The sequence below is a fragment of the Aliivibrio fischeri ATCC 7744 = JCM 18803 = DSM 507 genome, from assembly GCF_023983475.1.
Classification (GTDB): Bacteria; Pseudomonadota; Gammaproteobacteria; order Enterobacterales; family Vibrionaceae; genus Aliivibrio; species Aliivibrio fischeri.
This window is the reverse complement of record NZ_CP092712.1, coordinates 1,626,179-1,649,547: the sequence shown is the minus strand read 5'-3', so window position 1 is coordinate 1,649,547 and position 23,369 is coordinate 1,626,179. Positions and strand designations below refer to the sequence as shown.

Sequence of the window (23,369 nt, the reverse complement as noted above, 5' to 3'; positions counted from 1 at the left end):
CTTTATTCAATGTTAAACCGTGAAATTTTCGTTAACGATCCTGTTAGCAGCCGCTTGGCTAACAACGGGGTTGCTCAAGTAAAGGATGACCTGTCTAAAGGTGCATTAGACACGCTGGAATATGAGCTGCGTACATTCGTTTGTGATGGTGCCTATGCCAAAGGCATGGACAGCATTCTGAGCAACTATTTGTCAGCGTTTAAGACAAACAATGAGCAACCAGGCGTATGGATCAGTGGCTTCTTTGGTTCGGGTAAATCTCACCTTGCTAAAATGCTTCGTACTCTTTGGACAAACCAAACGCTAAATAATGGCTCTAATGCACGCTCAACCGCAGACTTACCTGAGCACATTGTAAAACACTTTGACGAGCTATCTTCTATTGCCGCAGGTAACGGTGGGCTTTACGCTGCTTCAGGTACGTTAGGTGCAGGTGCTGGTAATAAAGTTCGCATGGCATTCCTTGGTATTATTTTTAAGTCTGCTGGTTTACCAGAGCAATATCACCTTGCTCGCTTTGTCATGTGGTTAAAAGCAGAAGGTGTCTTTGAACAAGTTAAGTCATTTGTTGAAGCTAAGGCAAAAGTGAAAGAGGGTGTAGACCCTTGGACGAAAGAGCTTAAAAACCTGCACGTATCTCCAATCATGCATGATGCGGTGCTACAAGCCATTCCAGGCATCGGCGCAGATATGAAAGAAGTGCGCGAGATGCTACGCGCTCAATACAAGATTATTGATGATGTGACCAACGATGAGATGGTCTCTGCGATTGTAGATGCCATTTCTAATGACGGTGAATTGCCTCTAACTTTAGTTGTTCTGGATGAGGTACAGCAATACATCGGTGATAACGTTCAAAAAGCCTTTGATGTACAAGAGGTAGTCGAAACCTGTAGTGGCGCTAGTGCGCTTAAGTCAAAGCTATTATTTGTAGCAACAGGGCAAAGTGCCTTGTCTGGTATGGCGAACCTCCAGCGTCTAATGGGTCGCTTCCAAGTTCCTGTGCAGTTGGAAGACACGGATGTAGACGCAGTAATCCGTAAAGTTATCCTGCAAAAGAAACCGTCAGCAGAAAGCGCCGTTAGAACAGTTGTTGATGACAACTTAGGTGAGATTTCTCGTCACCTTCGTGGCAGCACCATCGAACACAATAAAGATGACGAACAATGGATGGTGCCAGACTATCCGCTACTCCCTGTCCGCCGTCGTTTCTGGGAGCGTATCTTACCAGCACTAGACAGAACGGGCACAGGTTCTCAACTGCGTAACCAACTCCGTGTTGTGCATGAAGCACTAAAGACAACCGCAGACAAAGAGCTAGGCTACGTTGTACCTGCTGATTTTTTGTATGATCAGATTTCAACAAACTTACTTCAAACAGGTGTGATCTCTAAAGAAATCTATGAAACCATTAGCCGTAAGCGTGGTGGTGACGAGGATTCTCAACTGCAAGGTCGTTTATTATCTCTAATCTTATTGATAAGTAAGCTACCAGCAGAGATGGAATACGGCATCCATGCAACAGTAGATACACTATCTGATTTACTGTTAGAGGATCTACACAACGACAAGCATAAGCTGCGCCCACTTGTACCTAAGATGCTTCAACAATTGGAAGATGAGCATGAGATCATGTCTCGCGAGACAGGTCAAGGTCGAGAGTTCAGCTTGCAAACAGTAGAAAGCCAAGCTTGGTATGATGAGTTCCGCCGTCAAGAAAACGATCTTATGGGTAACCCTCAGACGTTAGAGGCGTACCGCTCGAAAGAAATCCAACGTTATATCACCAAGCAAGTGGCTCAAGCTCGAATTGTTCAAGGAGAAGTAAAGGAGCCAAGAGCAATTAATCCTTCATTTGATTCTGAATTACCAACTGAAGCCACAAAACGTATTTATGCTTGGGCGCCAGAGCAGACCGAGAAGCAGTTTAACGACCTTTCTCGTGGTGCAGATCCAGACAGTGCGACCATCTATGTCTATGTACCAACCATTCATCGTAGTGAGTTGAAGAATGCTATTGTTGCGCTTAAGGCGGCAGAAAACACGTTAGAAGTACGTGGTCGAGCAACAACAGAAGCGGGTAAAGATGCACTGCAAGCGATGGAAACTCGCTTAAGTGAAGCCGAACGTGCCAAAAAAGGTTTCTTGAATGAAATCTTCTCCCAGATCCAAGTTCGTTTGGCTGGTGGTCAGGAAGTGGAAGGCGACACACTTGCAGAGCAGATGCAAAATGCAGGTGCTTTAGCTTGTCAGCGTTTGTACAACAAATTCAAAATGGCAGACAGCCGTGGCTGGGCAAAAGTGTACAATCAAGCTAGTCAACTTGCCGACCCAAATGCGCTTGAAGCGGTAGATTTCAATGGCGAAGCACACCAGCAACCAGTGTGTGCAGAGGTTTATCGCTATATCGGTGCAATGAAAACGGGTAAAGATATTCGCGATAACTTCAAAGACGCACCATACGGTTGGGGTAACGATGTAGTCGATGGTGCCTTGTATGCAATGTTAGCAGCAGGCGTACTACGAGCGTCTGATGTGCAAGAGCGACCGATTGATGCCAAAAGCCTAGATCGCAGTTCAGTAACGCAAACGAAGTTCCGTCCAGAAAACGTAACGCTATCTAAAGTACAACTTATTAAAGTCCGTGGTGTGGTTTCTACCTTGCTTGAAGAAGCGTGCAATACTGGCGAAGAAGCGACTAAATTGCCGCTTGCCATTATCAATGCGAAAAATGTGGCCCGTAGTGCGGGTGGTGACGCGCCACTACCTATGGCACCAAGTACAGCCTTGCTATCAGAGCTAGAAATGCACTCAGGTAATCAACAACTGCAAAAAGCATTTGATAGCAAAGAGCAATTGATTGGTGACTTCCAGCAGTGGAAAGATCAAACGCATAAAGCTGAACTTCGTATGAAGCTTTGGAAGAAGCTAACTCAGGCTATGGAGTACTGTTATCCACTTGCGATATACAAAGAGCTACAACAAGAACAACAGGCGATCATTACTAACCGAAGCTTGTTATCTGATCCTTGCCCAGTCAAACCATTGCTGGACAAAGCAACAAATGAACTTCGAACTTCTTTAACTGCACATCGTGAGCGTTATGAAGAAGAACATCGAGCGTGCATGTCTGATCTATTAGCGGATGAAAACTGGCAAAAGCTTGATGAAGCAAAACGTAATGAGTTTTTGAAGAAGCGTAATTTAGATAACATCCCATCAATTAATATTGCAGATGAAGATTCGGTATTTAACTCACTGGATGAAACCAGCTTTAATAGATGGAATGACAAAGTAGCATTGCTTCCTGGCATCTTTGATGCGGTATTAAAAGATGCGATCAGTGCGCTTCAACCGAAAACGAAGTACCACAAGCTTAATAAGCCATTGCTAGAAAATGAAAACGATTTGCAGAAGTGGCTAGTTACTATTGAACAAGAGCTTCGAGCTGAGTTAGAAAAAGGGCCAGTTGTACCACAGTAATCCCACTTTGTTTTTAGAAGCACCGTCTAAAAGGGCGTCGCCTAGGAGGTATTCCCCTAGGCGATTTGAAGTTTGTGGGTAACGGACACTATCTCAATAGTCCAAATGCTCCTATCTAGGTAGAGCAGACTAATAGAATTAAGAAGAATGATATGAGACAAGCATTAGATAAAACATTGCGTAAAAAGCTAGAAGATACGGTTGTTAAAGCCCGTGATATTGTAGAGCAAGCCGTATTTGAAGCGCTACAACGTTTGGGTGTGGCAGAAGCTCAGGCTCCAAGCTATCTAAACGAAGAAGAGCGTACGCTACGTAATAAGTTGCGTGCGCATGCTCGTCAGCTAGGCGATAAGTTAGACCATTCACCAGGAAACAAGGGTAAGCAAGAAACTGAGCGCCTAATTAATGAAATGGCGTATGAGCATTGGCATCGTATGTTGTTTGCTCGTTACCTAGAGCAAAACAACCTGCTGATGTATGACGAGTATACGCCTGTCACACTGGAAGAGTGTTTTGAGCTGGCAGAAGAAGAGCCAGATCCTATTTCGGGAAGAGCGGACGGCTGGGCATTAGCAGGTCGCTTGGCGCAAAAAATGTTGCCACAAATTTTCCGTATGGACTCGCCTGTTTTCGATATTAAGCTGTCGATGAACCGTGTGGAAGAGTTAGAAAGTCTGATCGCTCAGCTAGATCCTCAAACATACCAAGCTCAAGACAGCTTAGGTTGGTGTTACCAGTTCTGGCAAACCAAGAAGAAAGATCAAGTTAACAAGTCAGGTGTGAAAATTGGTGCGCAGGAACTAAGCCCTGTAACGCAGTTATTTACGGAGCCTTACATGGTAAGTTTCTTACTTGATAATGCGCTCGGTGCTTGGTGGGCAAACAAACGCCTTTCTCAAGATGATTTAATTCGTGCAAATAACGAACAAGAGCTTCGTGAGTTGGCTTCTATTCCTGGCGTTCCTCTAGAGTACCTTCGTTTTTCTAAAGAAGAGAGTGCCGACAGCGAACAAAAAGCAGAATCATGGAAACCAGCAGCAGGCGGGTTTGAAAAATGGCCTGAGCACCTATCAGAGCTTAAAACCCTCGACCCTTGTTGTGGCTCTGGCCATTTCCTAGTCGCGGCTTTCCTAATGCTTGTCCCTATGCGTATGCAACTTGAAGGTTTATCTGAGAAGCAAGCGGTTGATGCGGTACTGCGCGACAACATCCATGGTTTAGAACTTGACCAACGCTGTGTCGAACTGGCGGCATTTGCGCTGGCTTTGGAGGCATGGCGTTACCCAAATGCAGGTGGCTACCGTGTGTTACCAGAGCTACAACTAGCCTGTTCAGGTATGTCGATTGGTGAAGCACAAAAAGGGTGGAAAGACTTAGCGAAAGGCGATGAAGCATTAACAGGAGCCATTGCATGGATGCAGCATACGTTTAAAGATGCGCCGACTTTAGGAAGTTTGATTGATCCAACAAAAGCTACAAAAGTAGAGGGTACCCTACCTTGGGAACTAATTCAGAGTGCGTTAACAACTAGTTTTGAAGCAACAAATGAATCTAAGGTTGCAGCGAAAGGCTTAGCTAAAGCAGCAAGCTTACTTTCGCAAAAATATAAGTGGATTATTACAAATGTACCCTATTTAACTAGGGGGCGACAGGATAAAAACTTAAGAATATTCTGCGATAGTTTTTATCCTGAAGCAAAACACGATTTAGCAACGGTTTTTTTAGAAAAGTGCATTCATCTTAGTGATGTTGGCGGGTGTTCAAGTATTGTGTTGACTCAAAATTGGTTATTTTTATCAAGTTATGCTGCTTTTAGACAAAAATTACTTAATAAATATAGTTGGCGAACTCTTTCTCGATTGGGGGGGGGCGCTGAGGCTTTTCAGGACGGCCCTGGTAATATTACAAATATAGCTTTAATTTCGATTGAAAATTTAAAGCCTGATGAAAACACTATTGCTGTACTTGATGCTCAAAAAGGTAAAACCCCTTTGAGTAAATCTAAAATTATTATGTCGGAATGTGCTCAATCCACTAGCCAGAAAAAACAACTAGAAAATCCTGATTATGTTATTTCAACACAAGGTTTGGGTGAAATAGCATTGCTATCTGACAACTCAACTTGTATCGAAGGTTTGTCATCAGGAGATAGCCCTCAGTTTGTGCAAAAATTTTGGGAGGTAAAAGATATAACTAACTGGGTGCCATTTATTCAGAATACAAGCGTAAGTACACATTATTCTGGTCGAAGCGATTATATACATTGGGAACATGATCGTGGGCGATTGAGGGACTTCCCTTCAGCTCATAATATACCTTCTAAGCAAATGAATGGGTTTAATGTTCTTGGAAATAAAGGTATTCGCATCACACAGATGGGTGAGTTACGCGCCACGTTGTACAATGGAGAAATATTTGGCAAAAGTGGCGGAACATTAATCACATTTAACACAGAGGACTTACCCGCAATTTGGTGTTTGTGTTCATCATCAAGCTACAACGAAGTTGTTAGACAAATTGATCAAAAAATTTCGGTGACCGTTGGGTCTATGATAAGAATTCCGTTTGATCTTAATTACTGGAAAGAGATTGCAAACACAAAGTATCCTAATGGTCTACCCAAGCCCTATAGTGACGATTTAACTCAGTGGATATTCCATGGTCACCCATGTGCTTCAGTTACATGGGATGAGGAGTCTAAAATGACTGCTGTAGCCAGTCTGCGTCAAGATGACTCAGTACTACAAGTCGCTGTAGCTCGTTTACTTGGCTACCAATGGCCTGCTGAACTTGATCCTGAAATGGAACTTGCGCCAGAAATGCGTGAAGTGATGAAGAAGAACGCAGACTTTGTTGGCTTGATTGATGATGACGGCATTGTTTGTATTCCAGCAGTGCGTGGTGAAAAAACAGCAGCCAAGCGTTTGGAAGCGATTTTACACAAAGCCTACGGTGATGAGTGGACAAACTCAGTAGAAGCTAATTTGTTGAAAGCGGTTAAAGGCAAAGACCTAGAAAGTTGGTTGCGTGATAAGTTCTTTGATCAGCACTCTAAACTGTTCCAACACCGCCCATTTATTTGGCAAATTTGGGATGGCTTGAAGGATGGCTTCTCAGCACTGGTTAACTACCACAAGCTTGATTACAAAGGGCTTGAGCGCCTGATTTACACCTATCTGGATGACTGGATCAGTACCCAGAAACGTGATTTAGCTGATGGCAAAGATGGTGCAGATATCCGATTAACTGCGGCTGAAAACCTCAAAACACAGCTAGAAGCTATCCTAGCAGGTGACTCTTTACCTGGGGGGCCTGGCTTAGACATCTTCGTGCGCTGGAAACCGTTAGAAGAACAACCAATTGGTTGGAACCCAGATCTGAATGATGGGGTACGTCTCAACATCCGTCCATTTATGCTGGCGAAAGACGTGGGTAAAAAAGGCGCAGGTGTACTTCGTGGTAAGCCAAACATCCACTGGAGAAAAGACCGTGGTACAGATGTAGCATCCGCACCATGGTTTGATCTTGGCCCAGTCTACGGTGAGAGTGAGGGTAGTCGTATTAACGATCATCATTTAACGCTGGCAGAGAAGAAAGCCGCAAGAGAGGAAGCCAATGAGTAAAATAGATCATCTGTCTATTCTTGGGTATAAATCTATACGTCAGCTTGAAAGACTAAAGTTGAATGATTTGAATGTACTTATCGGCGCTAATGGCGTCGGTAAAAGTAACTTTGTCAGCTATTTTCGACTGCTGCATGAGCTGGTTGAAGGTCGATTGCAAGTATGGACGAGTAAGCAAGGCGGTGCCGATCGTGTTGTTAGCTATGGCGTAAAAGAGACCGAAAACCTGCAAACCGTTATTCGTTTTGGTGATAACGGTTATCTCGCTGATTTAGCGCCTACAGCAGAAGACGCATTTACCTTTAATCGAGAGCAGCTTTACTTTGATGGCCCCTATCATGGGGTCACTAAGCCAGATTTAGGTTCAGGTCATAAAGAATCTAACCTAAAAAGTGAGATCAGTGGAGGAGCATCAGCAAAAGTTGCTTCGTTCTGCTACTCGGCTATTTCAGGTTGGAAAGTCTTTCACTTTCACGATACCAGTGAAACGGCAGCAGTAAAGCGCGTTGGGGCAGTGCATGATAACGAGTATCTTCGAAGTGATGCCTCAAATCTTGCTGCTTATTTATTTAAGTTACAGCGCGATAACCAAGATATCTATAAGCAAATTTGCAAAACGGTTCGCTTAGCGGTGCCGTTCTTTGATGATTTCGTACTGAAACCGACACAGCTTTCATCAGGTGAAGAGCAGATTAGACTGCTCTGGAAGCAATCGGATAGTGATTACCCATTGTGGCCTAGTCAACTGTCAGACGGCTCGATTCGTTTTATTTGTTTGGTGACAGCTTTGTTACAGCCTAATCCACCATCAACCATCATTATTGATGAACCCGAGTTAGGTTTGCATCCATACGCTATTACGTTGCTTGGCGCATTACTGCGTAGTGCATCAAAGCGCATGCAAGTTATTGTTTCTACTCAATCAGTCCCGTTATTAAATGAGTTTGAACTATGCGATCTTATTGTGGTTGAACGTGAAGATGGTGCATCCACATTTAAACGCTTGGATGCGGAAAAATTTGAGAGCTGGCTTGATGATTATTCCGTAGGAGAGCTTTGGGAGAAAAACATCATCGGTGGGAGACCATCAAAATGACGTTACGACAGCCGATAATCGTTCATGTGATCTGTGAAGGGCAAACAGAAGAGAGCTTTGTTCGTGAGCTTCTAGTCGAACCTTTTGCGCATAAAGGTATTTATTTAATGCCCGCATTGATTGGTAGACCTGGTCATAAAGGTGGCAACTTTAAATTTGAACGCCTAAGTGCTGATGTTGAAAAACGTCTGCTTGCGGATAAGAACTGTTATTGCACCACATTCTTCGATTTCTATGGTTTGCCTGAAAGCTTTCCTGGTAAAAATGGAACGGATGTAACGGCTTCTATCCAAACAAAAGCGACTACCCTACAAGATGCTTTAACTGAGAAGTTAACGGAAAAAGTGGGTGGTGATGTGATACGTAGGTTTATTCCTTACGTGCAAATGTATGAGTTTGAAGGCTTGCTGTTTAGTGATCCTCAAAAAATGGCTCAAGGCATGGATAGAAGTGATGTTGAGCAATCGTTTATCGATATTGCAAACAGTTTTGAATCACCAGAGCACATTAACAATAGTCCGCAAACGGCACCGAGCAAACGTATTGAAAAGCTAATCTGGGGGTATGAGAAGCCATTACTTGGTACTCTAGCTGCTTTAGAGGTTGGTCTTGATAGCATGCGTGAACAGTGCGTTTTGTTTGATGCATGGTTAAAACAAATTGAGGCATTAGCGGAGTAATAATGTTAGTTGTTAATTATTTAATCAAGCAGTTGCGAAACTCTGCAACGTTTAATAAATCAGTGCAAGTGGCACCTGCTGCAATTTTGTGGACAGATATAGATAGCCAGTGGCAATCTGCAATGCCATACATAAAACAACAGTTGCCTGAACTTATTGAACTCGGTGAATACAAGCCAGAAGAACGTACAGGCCCAGCAATTTGGGTTAAGTGTGCGATTGCCGCAAAACTAGAAGAGTGCGAACTACCTGAAGATAAAACGCCGATCATTTATCTTCCTGGTGTTGGGCGAAAAGATTTGCGAGCTATTGAGCAATGCCCTGAATATTTACAACCGTTAGCTGAGCTGCAATACCGTGGTTGCTGGTGGGCGTATAACACGGCAGGACGTGACTGGTCTGTTGGTTCGTTCTTAACTAATCCTAAAGTAGGTTTAGAACTTGATATTGCCAAAGATAGCAAGACTCAAGAAGCTATCCTTAAAGTTCTACCAGATCTACTAGAAACACCAGCAACTAAGTTGCTGGGTAAAAAGCTAGAAGCAGAAGATTTTTACTCCATTGTTCTAGATGATCCTATCAAAGATATTTTGGGATGGCTAAACAATCCAACTGAAAAAGCTGAGCAATGGCAGGGGAGTAAGTGGGAGGTATTCACCCAATCTTGTATTTCAAGATACGCTTTTGAACCGAACGAAGCTAATATTTCACTTGCCCTAGAGTTTTTATGTGATGCTCAAGGTGAATGGCAAGGTGTTTGGGAGCGATTTGAAGAAACCGCAGGTAATCTTTCCTCTTTAGTGGATCGTTTAAAAGATGTGCTCCCAGCAGGGCTGGCTTTTGAGGCGCAAAACTATCTATCCGAAAACTTACGTGATGAATCGGTTATTGAAACTGCATTTAAACAAAGTGCAGGCAGTAACCGTGAGAGTTTGAAGCAGGTATTCAATTCACTTTGGAGCAATCAGCAATCTCGTAAAGGCTGGGTATGGTCTCAGCTTGGTTTGTCGCCATGGTTAGATATTTTAGAACAAATTACGCTTGTTCTAGAGCATACGGAGATACCTTTCACTTCAGGCTCTCCTGAGGGAATGGCCGATTTGTATACCAGTCGTTTCTGGCAGGCAGATGCCGCAGTGCTGAATGCGATGGCAAAAGCGAAAGATATTCATCACCAGCAGTTGGTTGCCGATGGGCTTGCAGTTATCTATACGCCTTGGTTAGAAAAGGTGGCACTTAACTTCCAAGACCTAGTTAGGTTAAATGGATACCCTGGCGATAAGCAGGTAAAAGAAACATCAGCAAATTATTTTGCTGGTAGCCAAGTGATCTTCTTTGTGGATGGGTTGCGTTTTGATACCGCTAAGCGACTAGAGAAGAAGCTTTCTGACATTGGTATTAATAGCGATCTTACCTCTCAATGGTCAGCACTTCCGTCATTAACTGCAACAGCAAAAGCCGCTGTGACACCACTGGCAGATCTGTTAACAGGTTTAGAAGATAATGATGATTTCATTCCTGCGCTAGCGAGTACGCAAGCCTCTTTTAGTAGTCAGTACCTTAAGAAACTACTACCTGAGCGAGGTTGGCAATACCTTGATGGTCTCGAAACAGGTGAGCCTAATGGATTTGCCTGGGTTCAAACGGGAGACTTAGATCACTTAGGTCACGATCATCAGTTAAGAATGCCACAGTACATTGAACAGGTTTTAGACAGTGTAGTTGACCGAATCCGAGGATTATTTGAAGCAGATTGGAAGCGTATCAAAATCGTTACTGATCATGGCTGGTTATGGGTGCCTGATGGCTTACCAAAAGGTGAAATTCACAAGTCATTGGGGACAAACCGTCAACGCCGCTGTGCGATATTGAAGAGTAATGTTCAATACGATGGTTTAGTTGTACCTTGGTTCTGGAATCCGAGCGTTTCTATCGCAATGGCTCCAGGAATTTCAGGCTACGTGTCGGGTGATCACTATAATCACGGTGGTCTGTCATTACAGGAATGTTTGACGCCAGTGTTGAATATTAATCGATAAATAAAAGTGACTCGTATATGAGGTCACAATAATAATAAAGGTAATAAATGGCTGGGAACTTTGAACTTCTTGAGCAGCGCTGGCCTCAGTTAGCTAGTTTTGCTCAATACGCAGAGGGTTACGCATATACTGACCCTCAGTCGTCTTTAACAAAACTTCGTTGCTTCTGTGAGGCGATTGTTGGTGTGTTGTATCGTGAGCTTTCCTTACCATGTGAGCCTAGAAGCAACTTAATTGATAAACTTAAGTCAGATGAGTTTATCGAAGTTGTGGGCGATGATGTGTGTCAGAAACTTCATGCGCTTCGTATGAAAGGAAATAGAGCCGTTCATCATGATGAAGGAACGACAGACGATGCACTATGGCTAATTAAAGAGGCCTACTTTTTAGGTCAATGGCTGTATAAAGCATACAGTGGTGAATCAAATGAAATTTATCCAGCCTTCGTTCGACCAAAGAAACCAGAGTTATCTGGGTTGCAATTTAAAAACCACGAAGAGTTGAAGTCTCAGCTTGAAGTAGCTAAACAGGAGTTGTTATCTGTTGAAGCAAATGAGCAAAGTGCTTTAGATGAGCTTTCTAAACTTCGTGGAGAAGTTGACGCACTTAAACTTGAGAAGTTTAAGGCGAATGCAAATCAGGCTGCTCAATCTATTGATTTTGAACAGGAAGTAACTAATAAGAATATTTCTATTTTTGATAGCTTTTCGGAATATAGTTTAACAGCTGGGCAAGCTAAACTTGTAGACCAATTAGATCAATTTCTTTCTAATAAAGAAAAAAGTGTCTTTCAGTTAAAAGGTTATGCGGGTACAGGTAAGACCTTCATTACAAAAGGGCTTACTGAGTACTTTAAGTCAATCGGTCGTACATGTGTACTATCTGCGCCTACGGGCAAAGCAGCAAAGGTTATCTCAAATAAGACAGGATGCAGCGCCTACACAATCCATAAAACAATTTATTCTTTCAAAGACTTAGTTGAATATCGAGATGAATCTGGTGAAGACTCTGAGACTTATAAGCTCTATGCTCAGATCGCGGTAAATGAGTTGTCTGCTGATACGGTATTTATCATTGATGAATCTTCCATGATTTCTGATGTGTACAATGACAATGAGTTTTTCCGATGTGGGACTGGAAAATTATTGAGTGATTTATTGAAGTTCGTAAACTTAGATCACAATGATCACCGTAAGAAAGTTATTTTTATTGGGGACGATGCACAGTTACCACCAGTGGGAATGAGTTTTTCACCAGCACTCTCAGCAGATTACCTGAAACAGAAATTTGGGTTAGATACGGTAAGTTACGAGTTAACTGAAGTTGTCAGACAAAAAGCTGACAGCGGTGTAATGAAAAATTCAATTCAGTTACGTAATGCACTGAAAGCAGGTGTCTTTAACCAACTTAGTCTAGACACTACCTTTGCCGATGTTGAAGAAGTTGAGTACGCTGATTTACTACCTAAATATCTTGAGTCATGTCATGGGAAGATCAATGGTGAATCTATAGTCGTTGCTGGCTCAAATCGTGATGTGATGCAATACAACTGTCGAATTCGAGAGCACTTCTTCCCTGAGCAACCAGAAATTTCAAATGGCGACAAAGTAATAGCGGTCTCAAACAATGATCGCTATGGATTCTATATTTCTAACGGTGAGTTTGGCTTAGTTCGTCAGGTTCTTGGCCCAACTGAAATAAGAAAAGTAGTTCTAAACCCAAGAAGTAAAGATAAGAGAGTTGAAGTAGAGCTGAGCTTCCGAGAGGTGGATATTGGTTTTAAAGATCTCACAGGAACGTCTCGCTTCTTTAAGGCAAAGATTGTGGAGAATTTACTTTACTCAGAACAGCCACAGTTATCCTCTGATGAAAGTAAGGCTTTGTATATTGATTTTTGTATGCGGAATTCAAATCTACGTAGGAATAGCTTAGAGTTCAAAGAAACACTACGCGCAGATCCGTACTTTAATGCGCTTCGTGTCAAATTTGGGTATGCGATAACATGTCATAAAGCTCAAGGCAGCGAATGGAATCATGTTTTTGTTAAATGTAAAATGCATCAAAACACACTCAGTGCAGGATATTTCCGTTGGTTTTATACCGCAATTACTCGTACCGCTAAACAATTGTATTTATTAGAGCCGCCAAAAATAAAGCTTGGGGGCACTATACAGGAAGTAACACCTATTGGTGAGACGTTTATAGAAGAGCCTGAACCAATACCATTTGAAGGTAGCAATACTGATCACACTTCAGTATTTGAATTCTTAGATGACTCTACTTTTGGTATACCTCAGAGTGAAGCATTTTTAATGCAGCTATTAGGCTCAGTCCGTCACTCCTTAAAAGGTAGTGGTTGTGCTGTAGTTGATATTGATCATAAGCAATATCATGAGGCATATACTATCCAACGAGGAAGTGAATTTGCTCGGATCAATATTTGGTATAACGCAAAAGGAAAAGTGAGTCAGGTTAAGTCTATTGAAGTTAACCCTTTTAGTAGCGAGGTTGCAGATTTACTCGCACCATTAAAATTTGGCTTGGTGAATGATTCGAGCGAAGTACCTGAAGTTTTATTTTCGCAAGAATTTCAAAATCAGTTTCACCAGCGTCTGATGGAACTTGTGAGTTGTGCGGATATTACTTTGAATTCAGCAGAAGAGCAGCAATGGGCATTGAGGTATACGTTTAGCAAAGGGAATTCTGTTGCAGTTTTTGATATTAACTTTAACGGTAAGCAACGGTTTACGAAAATGTCTGTTTTACGAAATAAAAGTGTGGGTTCGGAGCTTGTTGGTGTGATTAATAAGATACTGACAGAGGGGCTAAGCGAATGATTACTAGTAAAGACGTTTTTGCTAAACGTAAATCAGGGCAGCTTGATGAAGCCTATAAAATGGCTGTAGAGCTTGTTAAGGTGAATGCTTCTGATGAGTGGAATTTTAAGGCACTAGCTTGGTGCTTAATTGATTTGTTGAAACGAGACTCTCAGTCCAATCAGCAACAAAATTTAGCTTATTATTCACAGCAACTTCAATCGATAGACGTTGCTGCAAATGATGAGATATTAACGACTCAGGTTCAATACGCACTATCGTTGTGTAACCCTAATGGGCAACTGATACAAAAGGCCAAATCTTTAAGCAAACAAGGGAGTCACCTTCAGGCTGCTAATATTTATAGGCAGCTTTGTAGCGCTGGTGCAGGCGATTTGAATGTACAAACCTCTTTAGGGTGGGAGTTATTTCGACTCTTACAGCATTCGCTGGCTCAAGAGCACATAAATGTATCTAGTTCAAAAAGGTTGTTAGCTGACTATCTCAAGCTCCAGTTAGTTGAAAAGCCTTCACTATTACATTCAAGCATACTACAACAAGCAGCTAAGTTAGCTGGTAATTCTAGTTTTAATCTCATCAGCTTTTCGAGATATTGGCAGTTAGACTCTCTCAGAGAGGAGGACTATGAACCTTATATCAACAATAACGGGGAGCAATATCCATCGTTAGCTGAAAAAGTAATACAGCAGGCAGCTAAGGAATCTGTTGCTTCTGATATTATTGAGAATCACCAATATATTCTCCCACATTTAGATAGTGCTATTGAACGTTTTCCTGAAAATATTTGGCTCAAACTCAATAAAGCGAAATTGCTCTTAAAATTAGGGCAAAGTAAAGAGGCTTTACGTTTTGCTACCGATGTTACCCGCTCTAAAGTCAGTGATTACTGGTCTTGGGCATTGCTTGGGGAAGTTAATGCAGGTCTTGATAAGTCAATTGAACTGAGTTGCTATTGCAAAGCTTTGCTTTGTTACACGGATGATAAATTTACAGCTAAAGTACGTATTAAAATGGCGCAAGCATTGGCTTCTCTGGGCGAATTTGCTGAAGCCAAACATGAAATAGAGAAAGTAATTACATCTAAAACCAAAGACGGACTGAAGGTTCCAGAAGACGCAGAGAAGCTTCAAGCTCAGGAGTGGTATAAAACCTTTACTGCTACAGAATCTAACAAGAAATACTATCAATTGAATGTATCAAAGGCAGAAGAGTTGCTATTTAGCGATTTGCCATTGGTGAAAGCTTGTGTTGGAGAAAAATTCACGATACCCGATAAGCCAAATAAACCAAAAAGAAAGTTGTATCTAGTACCGCAAGGCAAAAGTGAACCAATAGAAATTTCAGTTCCTGAAAACAAGTACAAATTTGGTGATGTTGGATCTGGATTAAGCATTAAAGGTGACTTTGATGCTAGTGGTAGATACCAAGTTTTTTTGATAGCTCAGCGTGATTATGATGCTAACTGGGATATCTTTACCGATCATATCGCGGTAGTTGACCATGTGAATCAGAAAAAAGAGATATTTCATTTCATCGTAAATAGGAAGGTTAGCTCAGTTGTTCACTTTTCGGATATCGATTTTAATGTAAAAGAAGGCAATTTTCTTGCTGTAAAAGTAGCTCAATTTAAAACTAAGCAGGGCGAGCGTTATAGAGTTTTATCAGTGAAACCAACAGATAAAGCACCTAGCTCACTCGTGTATAAAGACTTTAGTTGTAGTGTTAGAGCATCTAATGGAATGGGTTTTACTGATGATAATATTTTTATTGCTCCACCATTGATGGAACAGCATGGTGTTAACGATGGTGTGCTGGTCAAGGGTACAGCAGTGTTAAACTATAATAAAAAGAAAATGTCATGGGGTTGGAAGGCGCTAAAACTCAATAATGTAACAACTAATATATAATTTAGAAGAGTCAAAGCCGCGAAAAGTCGCGGCTTTGTTGTATCTAGAAGACGCTGTTATGTCGTATTCGAGTGGTGTGAATTTCCTGGTTGAAATTCGACTTATCATCTAAATCTTTTTCTAATATTGTCCCTCGTTTGTAAAGAACAATCAGGGTATCTCGGTCGTGCTCTACATCTAGTAAACTACAAATTTCCTCCAGATCATCCGAATCTAAAGAGCGCTTGAAAGCATCCATCTGACCTGAGAGATTATAAGTACTGAAGATACTTGCCATTACCTTTTTATCCTCAGTTTTTTCTCCGCCGCCAGGGTTCACAACTTGATTAAATGATACTTCCTCTTCTTGATTTAACTGAGAAGTGAAGGCTAGTGTTCTTGCCTTTGCACAACTTTGAGTCCCGTCATCATAAGTTGCGCCATTCACCCATTGTGCTTTGATCCAATTCTGATGCTCACCACGAAGGGCGCGGTTTTTCTTTCTATATGGTCCATCGTCACCTATCAACTCTTGACGAATTAAGCTAATAGCCTCTAAAAGCTCTGGGTCAGTTGTAAACATGGAGAAGTCGAAGTCAGGGTCTCGAAGTTTACCTGGAACAGCAATATAACCTTTGGTTGAGTATGATTTACTGTCAATAAGCTTCTTTATTACTCTAGTTTCAGAAACTGGAGCTATTGTTGTGCCACGGTCAAACCCTCTTACCTCATAGCGTGAACAAATTTGCTCGAACAATTGATGAAGACCACTAAGCTCATGACTGTTGTGATTGGATTCTAAGTGATCAAGTAGCTCACCATAGGCTCTCACCGCATCTAGGTTAGTATAGTGTTTTGCTGTTGTATTCTGATGATAACCACAAGCTCGACCAATATTAGCTTGTACAACTGCTGCAATATTGGCAATTGTGCTATCCCAAGAGTTTATCAGCGTTTCTTTCATCTCTTGACCAAAGTTAACACCAGCTCTAAAACCTGCCACAGTGATTGCTATTAGCTTTTCATCGAATAATGCAGCGGTTTCGTATTCACGTTTAAAGTCATTGATAGAAGAAAGCTCGTGATCTTCGAGGCCAACAAGTTTTTGACCAATGATATGGATTTGATGTGGTTCAATACCGTTAGAGAGCAAAACGTCCCTTGCAACTTTTGCCTGACTGCTAGGTACTCGAATTAGTGACCATCCTGAACCTTCATGTTCTTTGATCTGACGGATAAAACGATTTCGAAGTAAAGAGGTATCACAGAAGTCTCGCGAATTTTCATCCAATTTAATGATTTGGTTGTTGCGATGCATCTGCCTAATGCCATGGTACTCATCACTTGTTTTATGGAAGACCAAGGAAGTATCGAAGTTATGGCGGAGTATTGAATCAGCACCTGCGGCATAGAGCGCACTAAATGGCGTAGCTGAAACAAAGGCGACATTACAGGCTTGGTTGTTGTGTTCAAGGTAATTGAAGATCTTGTCATATCGAACGCTATCACTACTCGAGCCATAGTGACACTCATCAATAATGATTAGCTTAGGGGCTTGAAACTTGAAATGTGTTTTTAGTGCTGTTTCAAAATTTGTAAAGTTACTGACAACAACGTTCTTACTAGCTGCAAGATCTTGCTTTGCTTGTTCCTGAAGTGCAGTGTCAGCCATGGTCACTAGGTATAAAGTGTCCTTCAGACATTTTCTGTCTACTATGGCTTCGTCCGAAAGTGATAGTCTTTGTAAGCAGGATAGGGCGAGAGCAATGCCAGATTTACCTGATTGCATTTCCGCAGCAATGACTACAGCTCTAGAACCTGCTTCAAACTGCTTGAATGCTTGTTGTGCCGCTTCACGTTGGTGCGAGAACGTATTGCTTGAGATTGTATACTCAGCAAGTTTGCGGTGTTTATTAGAATTATTCATGACTATTACCGAGAAGTGGGGCTATGTGAAAAGCCCCATTCGAGCTTTAATTATACATTGATTCAGTTTTATCTGAAAAATGAGACTCATCACTTAGGTCTCCCGTTTTTTCAGGTAACTCGTTATGCTGCTTTTTCGCAATGGAACGATCAATATCGTACTCTCCGCGCTTGTAGAGAACAAACATAGTATCATCTCGCTCAATGCCAAAGTAATCACACATATCATGAACATCTTCTAACGTCATGATCTTCTTATCAACTTGGCGGCGAGAAATGTTGTACACACTGAATATGGTTGCAGTGATCAGTTTGTTTTCCGATAGTTCACCTGAACCAGGAGCGACAACACGGTTAAACTCAAGATATTCATCGTTGTCGATCATTGTTGTGTAGAGCTTAGCTTTCTCTTCTTGAGTCCCGTCTGCATGAGCTTTCTCTGGGTTGTTGTAACTATCGCCGTTGACCCATTGTGCTTTTATCCAGTTTTTCTTTTTGCCACGCATAGCTCGGTTGCCTTTGACGCTTGGCGCTCCTTTAGCAGTAAATTCGTTGCGAATTATCTCGATTGCTTGAAGAAGGTGTTTATCTCTGGTGAACTGACTAAAGTCTGCTTCGTCTTCTAATAATTTTGCGGGTACAGCGATATAACTATCTGTTCGGTAGGTCTCAACGTCACCGATAGGGCGTCTACGTTTGTATTTGATGGTTAAGCCAACATCTAATCCATTAACTTGATATTCTTGACAAACATCCTCAAAGAATTCTCTTAGTCCGTCAAAATCTGATGCCGCTTCCTCAGAGCAAGTTTTTTCTAAGTGATCCAAGATAGAGGCATAGGCTTCTGTTGCATTAAGGTTGGTAAAGTGCAGTGATGAATTATTGCCGTGATAACCACATGCACGACCTATGTTGGCTTGTACTACTGCTGCAACGCTAGCAACAGTGCTATCCCAAGTAGAGATGAGGTTGTTCTTCATCATGGCACCGAAGTTGATGCCAGCTCTTGCTCCAGCAACGGTAATTGCAATTAATTTATCCTCAAATATTTGGGCGTCATCAAACTCACGTTTAAAACGTTCTATGCTGCAATGTTCATCTTCGGGAACGCCAGTAAGTGAGTTACCAAGGATATAAACAGAACTTTCATCGATCCCTTGGCTAATTAGAAATTCTTTCGCGTCCATGGCAAAACCAGCAGGCACACGTACTAGTGACCAGCCCATGCCTTCATGAGAATTGAATTGCTCAATAAACTCATTGCGTTCTGGTGAATCAACGAGGAAGTTTTTAGTATCTTGCCCAAGCCCTTTCACCTTACTGCTCTTAAGCATTTCACGAACACCGTAGTATTCATCGCTTGTTTTGTGAAATACTAATCGGGTATTGAAATCACGTCTTAAAATAGAGTCTTTAAGAGCATTCTGGGCTGCTTGCTTTGCTTCAATAATTAATGCTTGATTGTCTTCGTCTTCAGCTTCTTGTTGAAGTTCTATTGCTTCTTGATACTCAGTTTCAGCGCCATATAAAGCACCAAAAGGCGTTGCTGAAATAAATACCACTTTGCAGCTATCATTTTCTTTCTCAAGGTAATCGAAGACTTTACTGTATCTAACAGCAGATACATTCGAACCGTAGTGGCATTCATCAATAATGATCAGTTTCGGAGGGTTGCCTTTAAATTCATTTTCTAGTGCTTTTTCAAAGTTAACGAAATTACTGACAACAACGTTTTTTGCCAGTTTAAGATCATCTTCAGCCTGCTCTTTTAAGGCTGTATCTGGCATGGTGACAAGGTATAGGGTGTCTTTAAGCTGTTTACGGTCACAAATATCAAGGTCATTCAAACTTAAACGCTGCAAACAACATAAAGCAAGGGCAATACCTGACTTTCCAGCCTGCATCTCTGCTGCTGTAACAACTGCTCGAACCTCACCTTTTAGTGCGTTAAATGTTTTAGTTGCTGCATTAACTTGATGAGAGTGAAGGGCGTCACTACCAAGTACGGTATGAACCATATCGCGAAGTTTTAGTGCTTTAGTTGTCAATTTGTCCTACCTAATCAACGAAAAAGAATGTTGTATATTATACCGTAATTAATCTTTTTAGTACTGACCTAAAAATAATCACATTAACTAATTGTTTTGGATTATAAATCAACACCCCGTCATATTATGTGATATCCCCGACCGAGGATAAAGTAGATATTATACCTTGTCGGGGATAAAGTGATGGTCAAAAACGAATTACAAAAAATGGATGCAGCCAAAACCACATCCATTTTATTAATTACATAGAGTAAAGAGGCGAATTAACGTCTAGCTCTTACCCCAAATAACGCTTCTCTAAGTGTGCTTTAAAGAAACTTGCATTTAGCACATCCCCCGTTGCTTGCTTCACTAAATCATCGGTTGAGAATAGTGATGCCTTGGTCCAGATATTATCTGATAACCAAGTGAAAATAGGGCTTAAATCACCGCTTAGTGTGGCTTTCTCTACATCTACGGTTTGTTTCATTGCAGCCATAAACTGTGCTGCGTACATTGCACCTAATGTGTAGCTTGGGAAGTAACCAAAGCTGCCGTCTGTCCAGTGAATATCTTGCATACAGCCGTTTTTGTAATTGCCTTTGGTGGTTAAACCTAGGTATTGCTGAATTTTTGCATCCCACAGTTCAGGGATATCTTTATAGCTGATGTTACCGTTCATTAAATCACGCTCGATTTCATAACGTAAAATAACGTGAGCAGGGTATGTCGCTTCATCGGCATCAACACGGATAAAATCAGGTTTTACACGAGTGTAGATTTTTTGCAGGTTATCTGTTTCAAAGATCTTTTGATCCGCATTCACAAAGTTCTTTTGCACTAATGGTGATAGTTGAGAAATAAACTCAGCACTTCGGCTTAACTGCATTTCAAAAAATAGACTTTGAGATTCGTGAATTCCCATTGAGCGTGCTTCACCAACGGCAAGGCCAGCAAATTCTTTTGGTAAACCTTGTTCGTAACGAGCGTGTCCTGTCTCGTGAACAGTTCCCATCAAAGATTGCACAAAATCGTTTTCATCGTAACGTGTGGTAATACGAACATCCGTTGGTACACCGCCACAGAAAGGGTGCATACTGACATCAAGACGACCATGGTTAAAATCAAAGTTTAAAAACTTCATTACATCCAAACTCAACTGACGTTGTTGCTCGGTTGGGTAATGACCTTGTGGCAAATAGATAGACTCTGTCGCTTGTTTCTCTTGGATATTTTGGATGAGCGCTGGTAGCCATGATTTTACGTCATTAAATACCACATCCAGTTTTGCTGTGGTGGTTCCCGGCTCGTATAAATCAAGCATGGCATCATAAGGGGTTAGGCCTGTGATCTCAGCGCGAATCTGTGCCTCTTCTTGAGATAGGGCAACGACTTCTGCAAAGTTTTTACTAAAGCCATCCCAGTCGTTTTCACTGCGTTGTGAGCGCCAAGCGTGTTCACATTTCGAGCCTGCTAACGATTGTGCTTCTACTAGCGTTTCAGGTAGGGCTGTGGTTTGTTGCCATTTTGACTTCATTTCACGTAGGCTTGCTTGCTCGTTATCAGACAGAGATTCTGATTCTGCTTTATCAAACCATTCTGCTAGTTGTGGTTCTGTACCCAGTTTATGAAGATGTACAGAAAGTTCGGCCATGGCTTCCGAACGAGCGTCGTTACCGCCTGATGGCATTACAGCGGCTTGATCCCAACCGCAAATAGCAGATAAGTGTTCAAAACGAGATATTTTTAAACTGTGAGCAACAAGTTTCTGATAATGACTCATGAGGCTAGTTCCTTGTAAGGTTTTTTAGTTAAGGCTCATGATATCGCGATTTTCTTAAGATGGGGAAGTGAGTTATTCAGTGATTTTTAAAATATCAAAAAATGACCCCGAGAGTTCGAGGCCAAATGAGAGAGAAGCTAATTCGAAAAGGATGAGAAAATGTATTAGCTAATTTTTACGGGCCAACCGTAAGATGTATATTCTTCTGCTAATTTGGTCGCAATATCCAAAGAGACGGTTGCAGAAATCCACCTTCCAATCCCCATGATTTGATATTCAAATTTTACATGATTCATTGCTGTTTACCCCGTGATATGAATGCCTGTACTTTAACCGTATATCGAACAAATAACTTTCCGATAAAGGTCAAAAAGATCCATATATGGCCTATTTTATATAAATATGATGAATCTATGAAGGGCGCGATAATTAATAGAGTTAAAGCACTAATGGTTTTTTACTTGTTGATAATTTATTCAGTAAGATCTCGTAAAAGTCTTTTACTTATTTTGGCGTTTAATTGAATTGCACTCTTATTTTAGCTTCCGTATGCTGATTAACAGAAATAATTGATTAATTTGTTAATAGAAGAACCACGGAAGGGGCTCGTAACTAAAATAATATGTGGTGTTAAATGTCTTCTTCATTAAAATTTATTAGCTTTAAGTTTATAAACTTTTTCTTTTTGCTTGTGCTTGTTTCATTGCCTGTTCTGGTTATTCGTTATGATGTATTAGTGTTACAAAATACTATCTCAGAACAATAGGCAACCGAGTATGTGGAGCAACTTTTATTACTTGCGAGTGTTTTATCTTTTGCTTATATCGGTTGGGATAATGCGGCATATCGTCGTGCGAGTTTTTTAATTGCAGCTTTCTTTTCTTGCATGTTAATCCGTGAGTTTGACGCTTTTTTTGATCATCTTGTTTATCACGGATTCTGGGCAGTTCCTGCGATTATTGTTGCTCTGATTGCTATTGGTTATGCATTAACGGATCGTAACAATGTGTTATTGGGATTATCTAAGATGATGAAGCAATCTCACTTTCCTGTATTGTGTTTAGGATTAGCTATTTTGCTCGTATTCTCACGCCTGTTTGGAATGGGAGATATGTGGCAGCAAGTGATGGGCGATGGTTATGAACTGCTTGGATATACGGTTATCTTTTACGCTTCAATTAATTATGTGTTCTCTTATATCCGAATTCCTAAGCGTCAGAGGGCAACCAAATTAACCATGCTTAATTGTTAATATTGTATTGCTGTTTATTCTTCAATATATTGATGGAAAGAAGCGACATTTGAAGATTCGCTCAAATTAAAAATGGATATTTTATGATAATGGATTTTTGGGCGTTTTTTATTGCCATATTGCTGCTTACAATGACACCTGGTTTGGATACGGCGTTGGTGATTCGTAATACAACGCGTGGTGGTTGGAAAGATGGCATAACTTGCAGTCTTGGTATTTGTTGTGGGCTGTTTGTTCATGCAACCATGTCAGCGGTTGGTTTGTCTGTGGTGTTGGTGAGCTCGGCTGAGTTGTTTACCGTAGTGAAAACCATTGGTGCGATTTATCTTATCTGGCTTGGTGTGCAATCCATAAGAAGTACTTTTAGTCACTCACAATCCATAGGCATGAGCAGTAATAAAAGCCTTGAAGCACCGTCATTAAAAGTGTCGTTTAAAGAAGGTTTTTTATCTAATATCTTAAACCCAAAAACCGCAGTATTTTATTTGGCGTTATTACCGCAATTTATTAACCCTGAGTACAGCGCGTTTGCTCAATCATTATTGATGGCGAGCATTCATTTTGTCATTGCGATGATATGGCAGGGAGGCGTTGCTTTGTTGGTGGAAAAAGCCAAGCAATTGATGTCGAGCTCTGTGGTTAAAAATAGAATTGAAAGGGTGACAGGGGCGGTACTTGTGATGCTTGGTGTGAACTTACTTGTTTCTAAATAATTGTTTAAAATGCCAAGCTTGATA

General features: G+C 41.3%; 13 protein-coding genes. 9 read left to right on the top strand and 4 right to left on the bottom strand.

Going from position 1 to position 23,369, the window contains the following annotated elements:
- The first annotated feature begins 9 nt into the window (after nucleotides 1-9).
- The 7 genes from brxC (at nucleotide 10) to AVFI_RS07650 (ending at nucleotide 15,665) form a co-directional block, all read left to right on the top strand.
- The gene (gene brxC / locus AVFI_RS07680; RefSeq protein ID WP_199414880.1) at nucleotides 10-3,483 is read left to right on the top strand and encodes a BREX system P-loop protein BrxC; all 3,474 of its coding nucleotides are present in this window, start codon (nucleotides 10-12) and stop codon (nucleotides 3,481-3,483) included.
- A 152-nt stretch (nucleotides 3,484-3,635) separates the two neighbouring features.
- Complete coding sequence (locus tag AVFI_RS07675) at nucleotides 3,636-7,106, top strand: Eco57I restriction-modification methylase domain-containing protein (RefSeq protein WP_188863333.1); 3,471 nt, start codon at nucleotides 3,636-3,638, stop codon at nucleotides 7,104-7,106.
- Nucleotides 7,099-8,202 carry an AAA family ATPase gene (locus AVFI_RS07670; protein ID WP_054775222.1) on the top strand — a complete coding sequence of 368 codons (1,104 nt, stop codon included), beginning with the start codon at nucleotides 7,099-7,101 and terminating at the stop codon, nucleotides 8,200-8,202. Before AVFI_RS07675 ends, AVFI_RS07670 begins: the two co-directional genes overlap by 8 nt.
- On the top strand, nucleotides 8,199-8,882 hold the full coding sequence (locus AVFI_RS07665; protein ID WP_054775223.1) for a DUF4276 family protein: 684 nt from the start codon (nucleotides 8,199-8,201) through the stop codon (nucleotides 8,880-8,882). Before AVFI_RS07670 ends, AVFI_RS07665 begins: the two co-directional genes overlap by 4 nt.
- Before the next feature lie 2 nt (nucleotides 8,883-8,884).
- The gene (gene pglZ, locus AVFI_RS07660) at nucleotides 8,885-10,921 is read left to right on the top strand and encodes a BREX-1 system phosphatase PglZ type B (protein ID WP_054775224.1); all 2,037 of its coding nucleotides are present in this window, start codon (nucleotides 8,885-8,887) and stop codon (nucleotides 10,919-10,921) included.
- 47 nt (nucleotides 10,922-10,968) lie between these two features.
- Nucleotides 10,969-13,758 carry an ATP-dependent DNA helicase gene (locus AVFI_RS07655; protein ID WP_188863334.1) on the top strand — a complete coding sequence of 930 codons (2,790 nt, stop codon included), beginning with the start codon at nucleotides 10,969-10,971 and terminating at the stop codon, nucleotides 13,756-13,758.
- Nucleotides 13,755-15,665, top strand: coding sequence for a DUF7017 domain-containing protein (locus AVFI_RS07650; protein ID WP_188863335.1), 1,911 nt, complete (start codon nucleotides 13,755-13,757; stop codon nucleotides 15,663-15,665). Before AVFI_RS07655 ends, AVFI_RS07650 begins: the two co-directional genes overlap by 4 nt.
- Nucleotides 15,666-15,708: 43 nt before the next feature.
- Here the strand turns inward: AVFI_RS07650 and AVFI_RS07645 are convergent, their stop codons facing one another.
- The 4 genes from AVFI_RS07645 to AVFI_RS20435 all read right to left on the bottom strand — a co-directional run bounded on the left by AVFI_RS07645 (nucleotide 15,709) and on the right by AVFI_RS20435 (nucleotide 21,676).
- Nucleotides 15,709-17,571: a DEAD/DEAH box helicase family protein gene (locus tag AVFI_RS07645; protein WP_188863336.1), complete on the bottom strand. Its 1,863-nt coding sequence runs from the start codon at nucleotides 17,569-17,571 to the stop codon at nucleotides 15,709-15,711.
- A gap of 46 nt (nucleotides 17,572-17,617) precedes the next feature.
- The gene (locus AVFI_RS07640) at nucleotides 17,618-19,618 is read right to left on the bottom strand and encodes a DEAD/DEAH box helicase family protein (RefSeq protein WP_188863337.1); all 2,001 of its coding nucleotides are present in this window, start codon (nucleotides 19,616-19,618) and stop codon (nucleotides 17,618-17,620) included.
- Between the two features lie 277 nt (nucleotides 19,619-19,895).
- Nucleotides 19,896-21,380: a carboxypeptidase M32 gene (locus tag AVFI_RS07635; protein ID WP_188863338.1), complete on the bottom strand. Its 1,485-nt coding sequence runs from the start codon at nucleotides 21,378-21,380 to the stop codon at nucleotides 19,896-19,898.
- A gap of 164 nt (nucleotides 21,381-21,544) precedes the next feature.
- Complete coding sequence (locus tag AVFI_RS20435; RefSeq protein ID WP_005419525.1) at nucleotides 21,545-21,676, bottom strand: hypothetical protein; 132 nt, start codon at nucleotides 21,674-21,676, stop codon at nucleotides 21,545-21,547.
- Nucleotides 21,677-22,158: 482 nt separating this feature from the next.
- On the opposite strand from AVFI_RS20435, the gene AVFI_RS07630 reads away from it, so the two are divergent.
- A complete protein-coding gene (locus AVFI_RS07630; protein ID WP_236783542.1) occupies nucleotides 22,159-22,632 on the top strand; it encodes a hypothetical protein in 474 nt (157 codons plus the stop codon).
- Between the two features lie 83 nt (nucleotides 22,633-22,715).
- On the top strand, nucleotides 22,716-23,345 hold the full coding sequence (locus tag AVFI_RS07625) for a LysE family translocator (RefSeq protein WP_065598020.1): 630 nt from the start codon (nucleotides 22,716-22,718) through the stop codon (nucleotides 23,343-23,345).
- Nucleotides 23,346-23,369 lie beyond the last annotated feature (24 nt).

Excerpts from the sequence above, each read along its gene's own strand:
- AVFI_RS07650 (WP_188863335.1), top strand. The coding sequence starts at position 13,755 with ATGATTACTAGTAAAGACGTTTTTGCTAAACGTAAATCAGGGCAGCTT.
- AVFI_RS07665 (WP_054775223.1), top strand. The coding sequence starts at position 8,199 with ATGACGTTACGACAGCCGATAATCGTTCATGTGATCTGTGAAGGGCAA.
- pglZ (WP_054775224.1), top strand. The coding sequence starts at position 8,885 with ATGTTAGTTGTTAATTATTTAATCAAGCAGTTGCGAAACTCTGCAACG.
- AVFI_RS07635 (WP_188863338.1), bottom strand. The coding sequence starts at position 21,380 with ATGAGTCATTATCAGAAACTTGTTGCTCACAGTTTAAAAATATCTCGT.
- AVFI_RS07675 (WP_188863333.1), top strand. The coding sequence starts at position 3,636 with ATGAGACAAGCATTAGATAAAACATTGCGTAAAAAGCTAGAAGATACG.
- AVFI_RS07670 (WP_054775222.1), top strand. The coding sequence starts at position 7,099 with ATGAGTAAAATAGATCATCTGTCTATTCTTGGGTATAAATCTATACGT.
- brxC (WP_199414880.1), top strand. The coding sequence starts at position 10 with ATGTTAAACCGTGAAATTTTCGTTAACGATCCTGTTAGCAGCCGCTTG.
- AVFI_RS20435 (WP_005419525.1), bottom strand. The coding sequence starts at position 21,676 with ATGAATCATGTAAAATTTGAATATCAAATCATGGGGATTGGAAGGTGG.
- AVFI_RS07655 (WP_188863334.1), top strand. The coding sequence starts at position 10,969 with ATGGCTGGGAACTTTGAACTTCTTGAGCAGCGCTGGCCTCAGTTAGCT.
- AVFI_RS07625 (WP_065598020.1), top strand. The coding sequence starts at position 22,716 with ATGATAATGGATTTTTGGGCGTTTTTTATTGCCATATTGCTGCTTACA.
- AVFI_RS07645 (WP_188863336.1), bottom strand. The coding sequence starts at position 17,571 with ATGAATAATTCTAATAAACACCGCAAACTTGCTGAGTATACAATCTCA.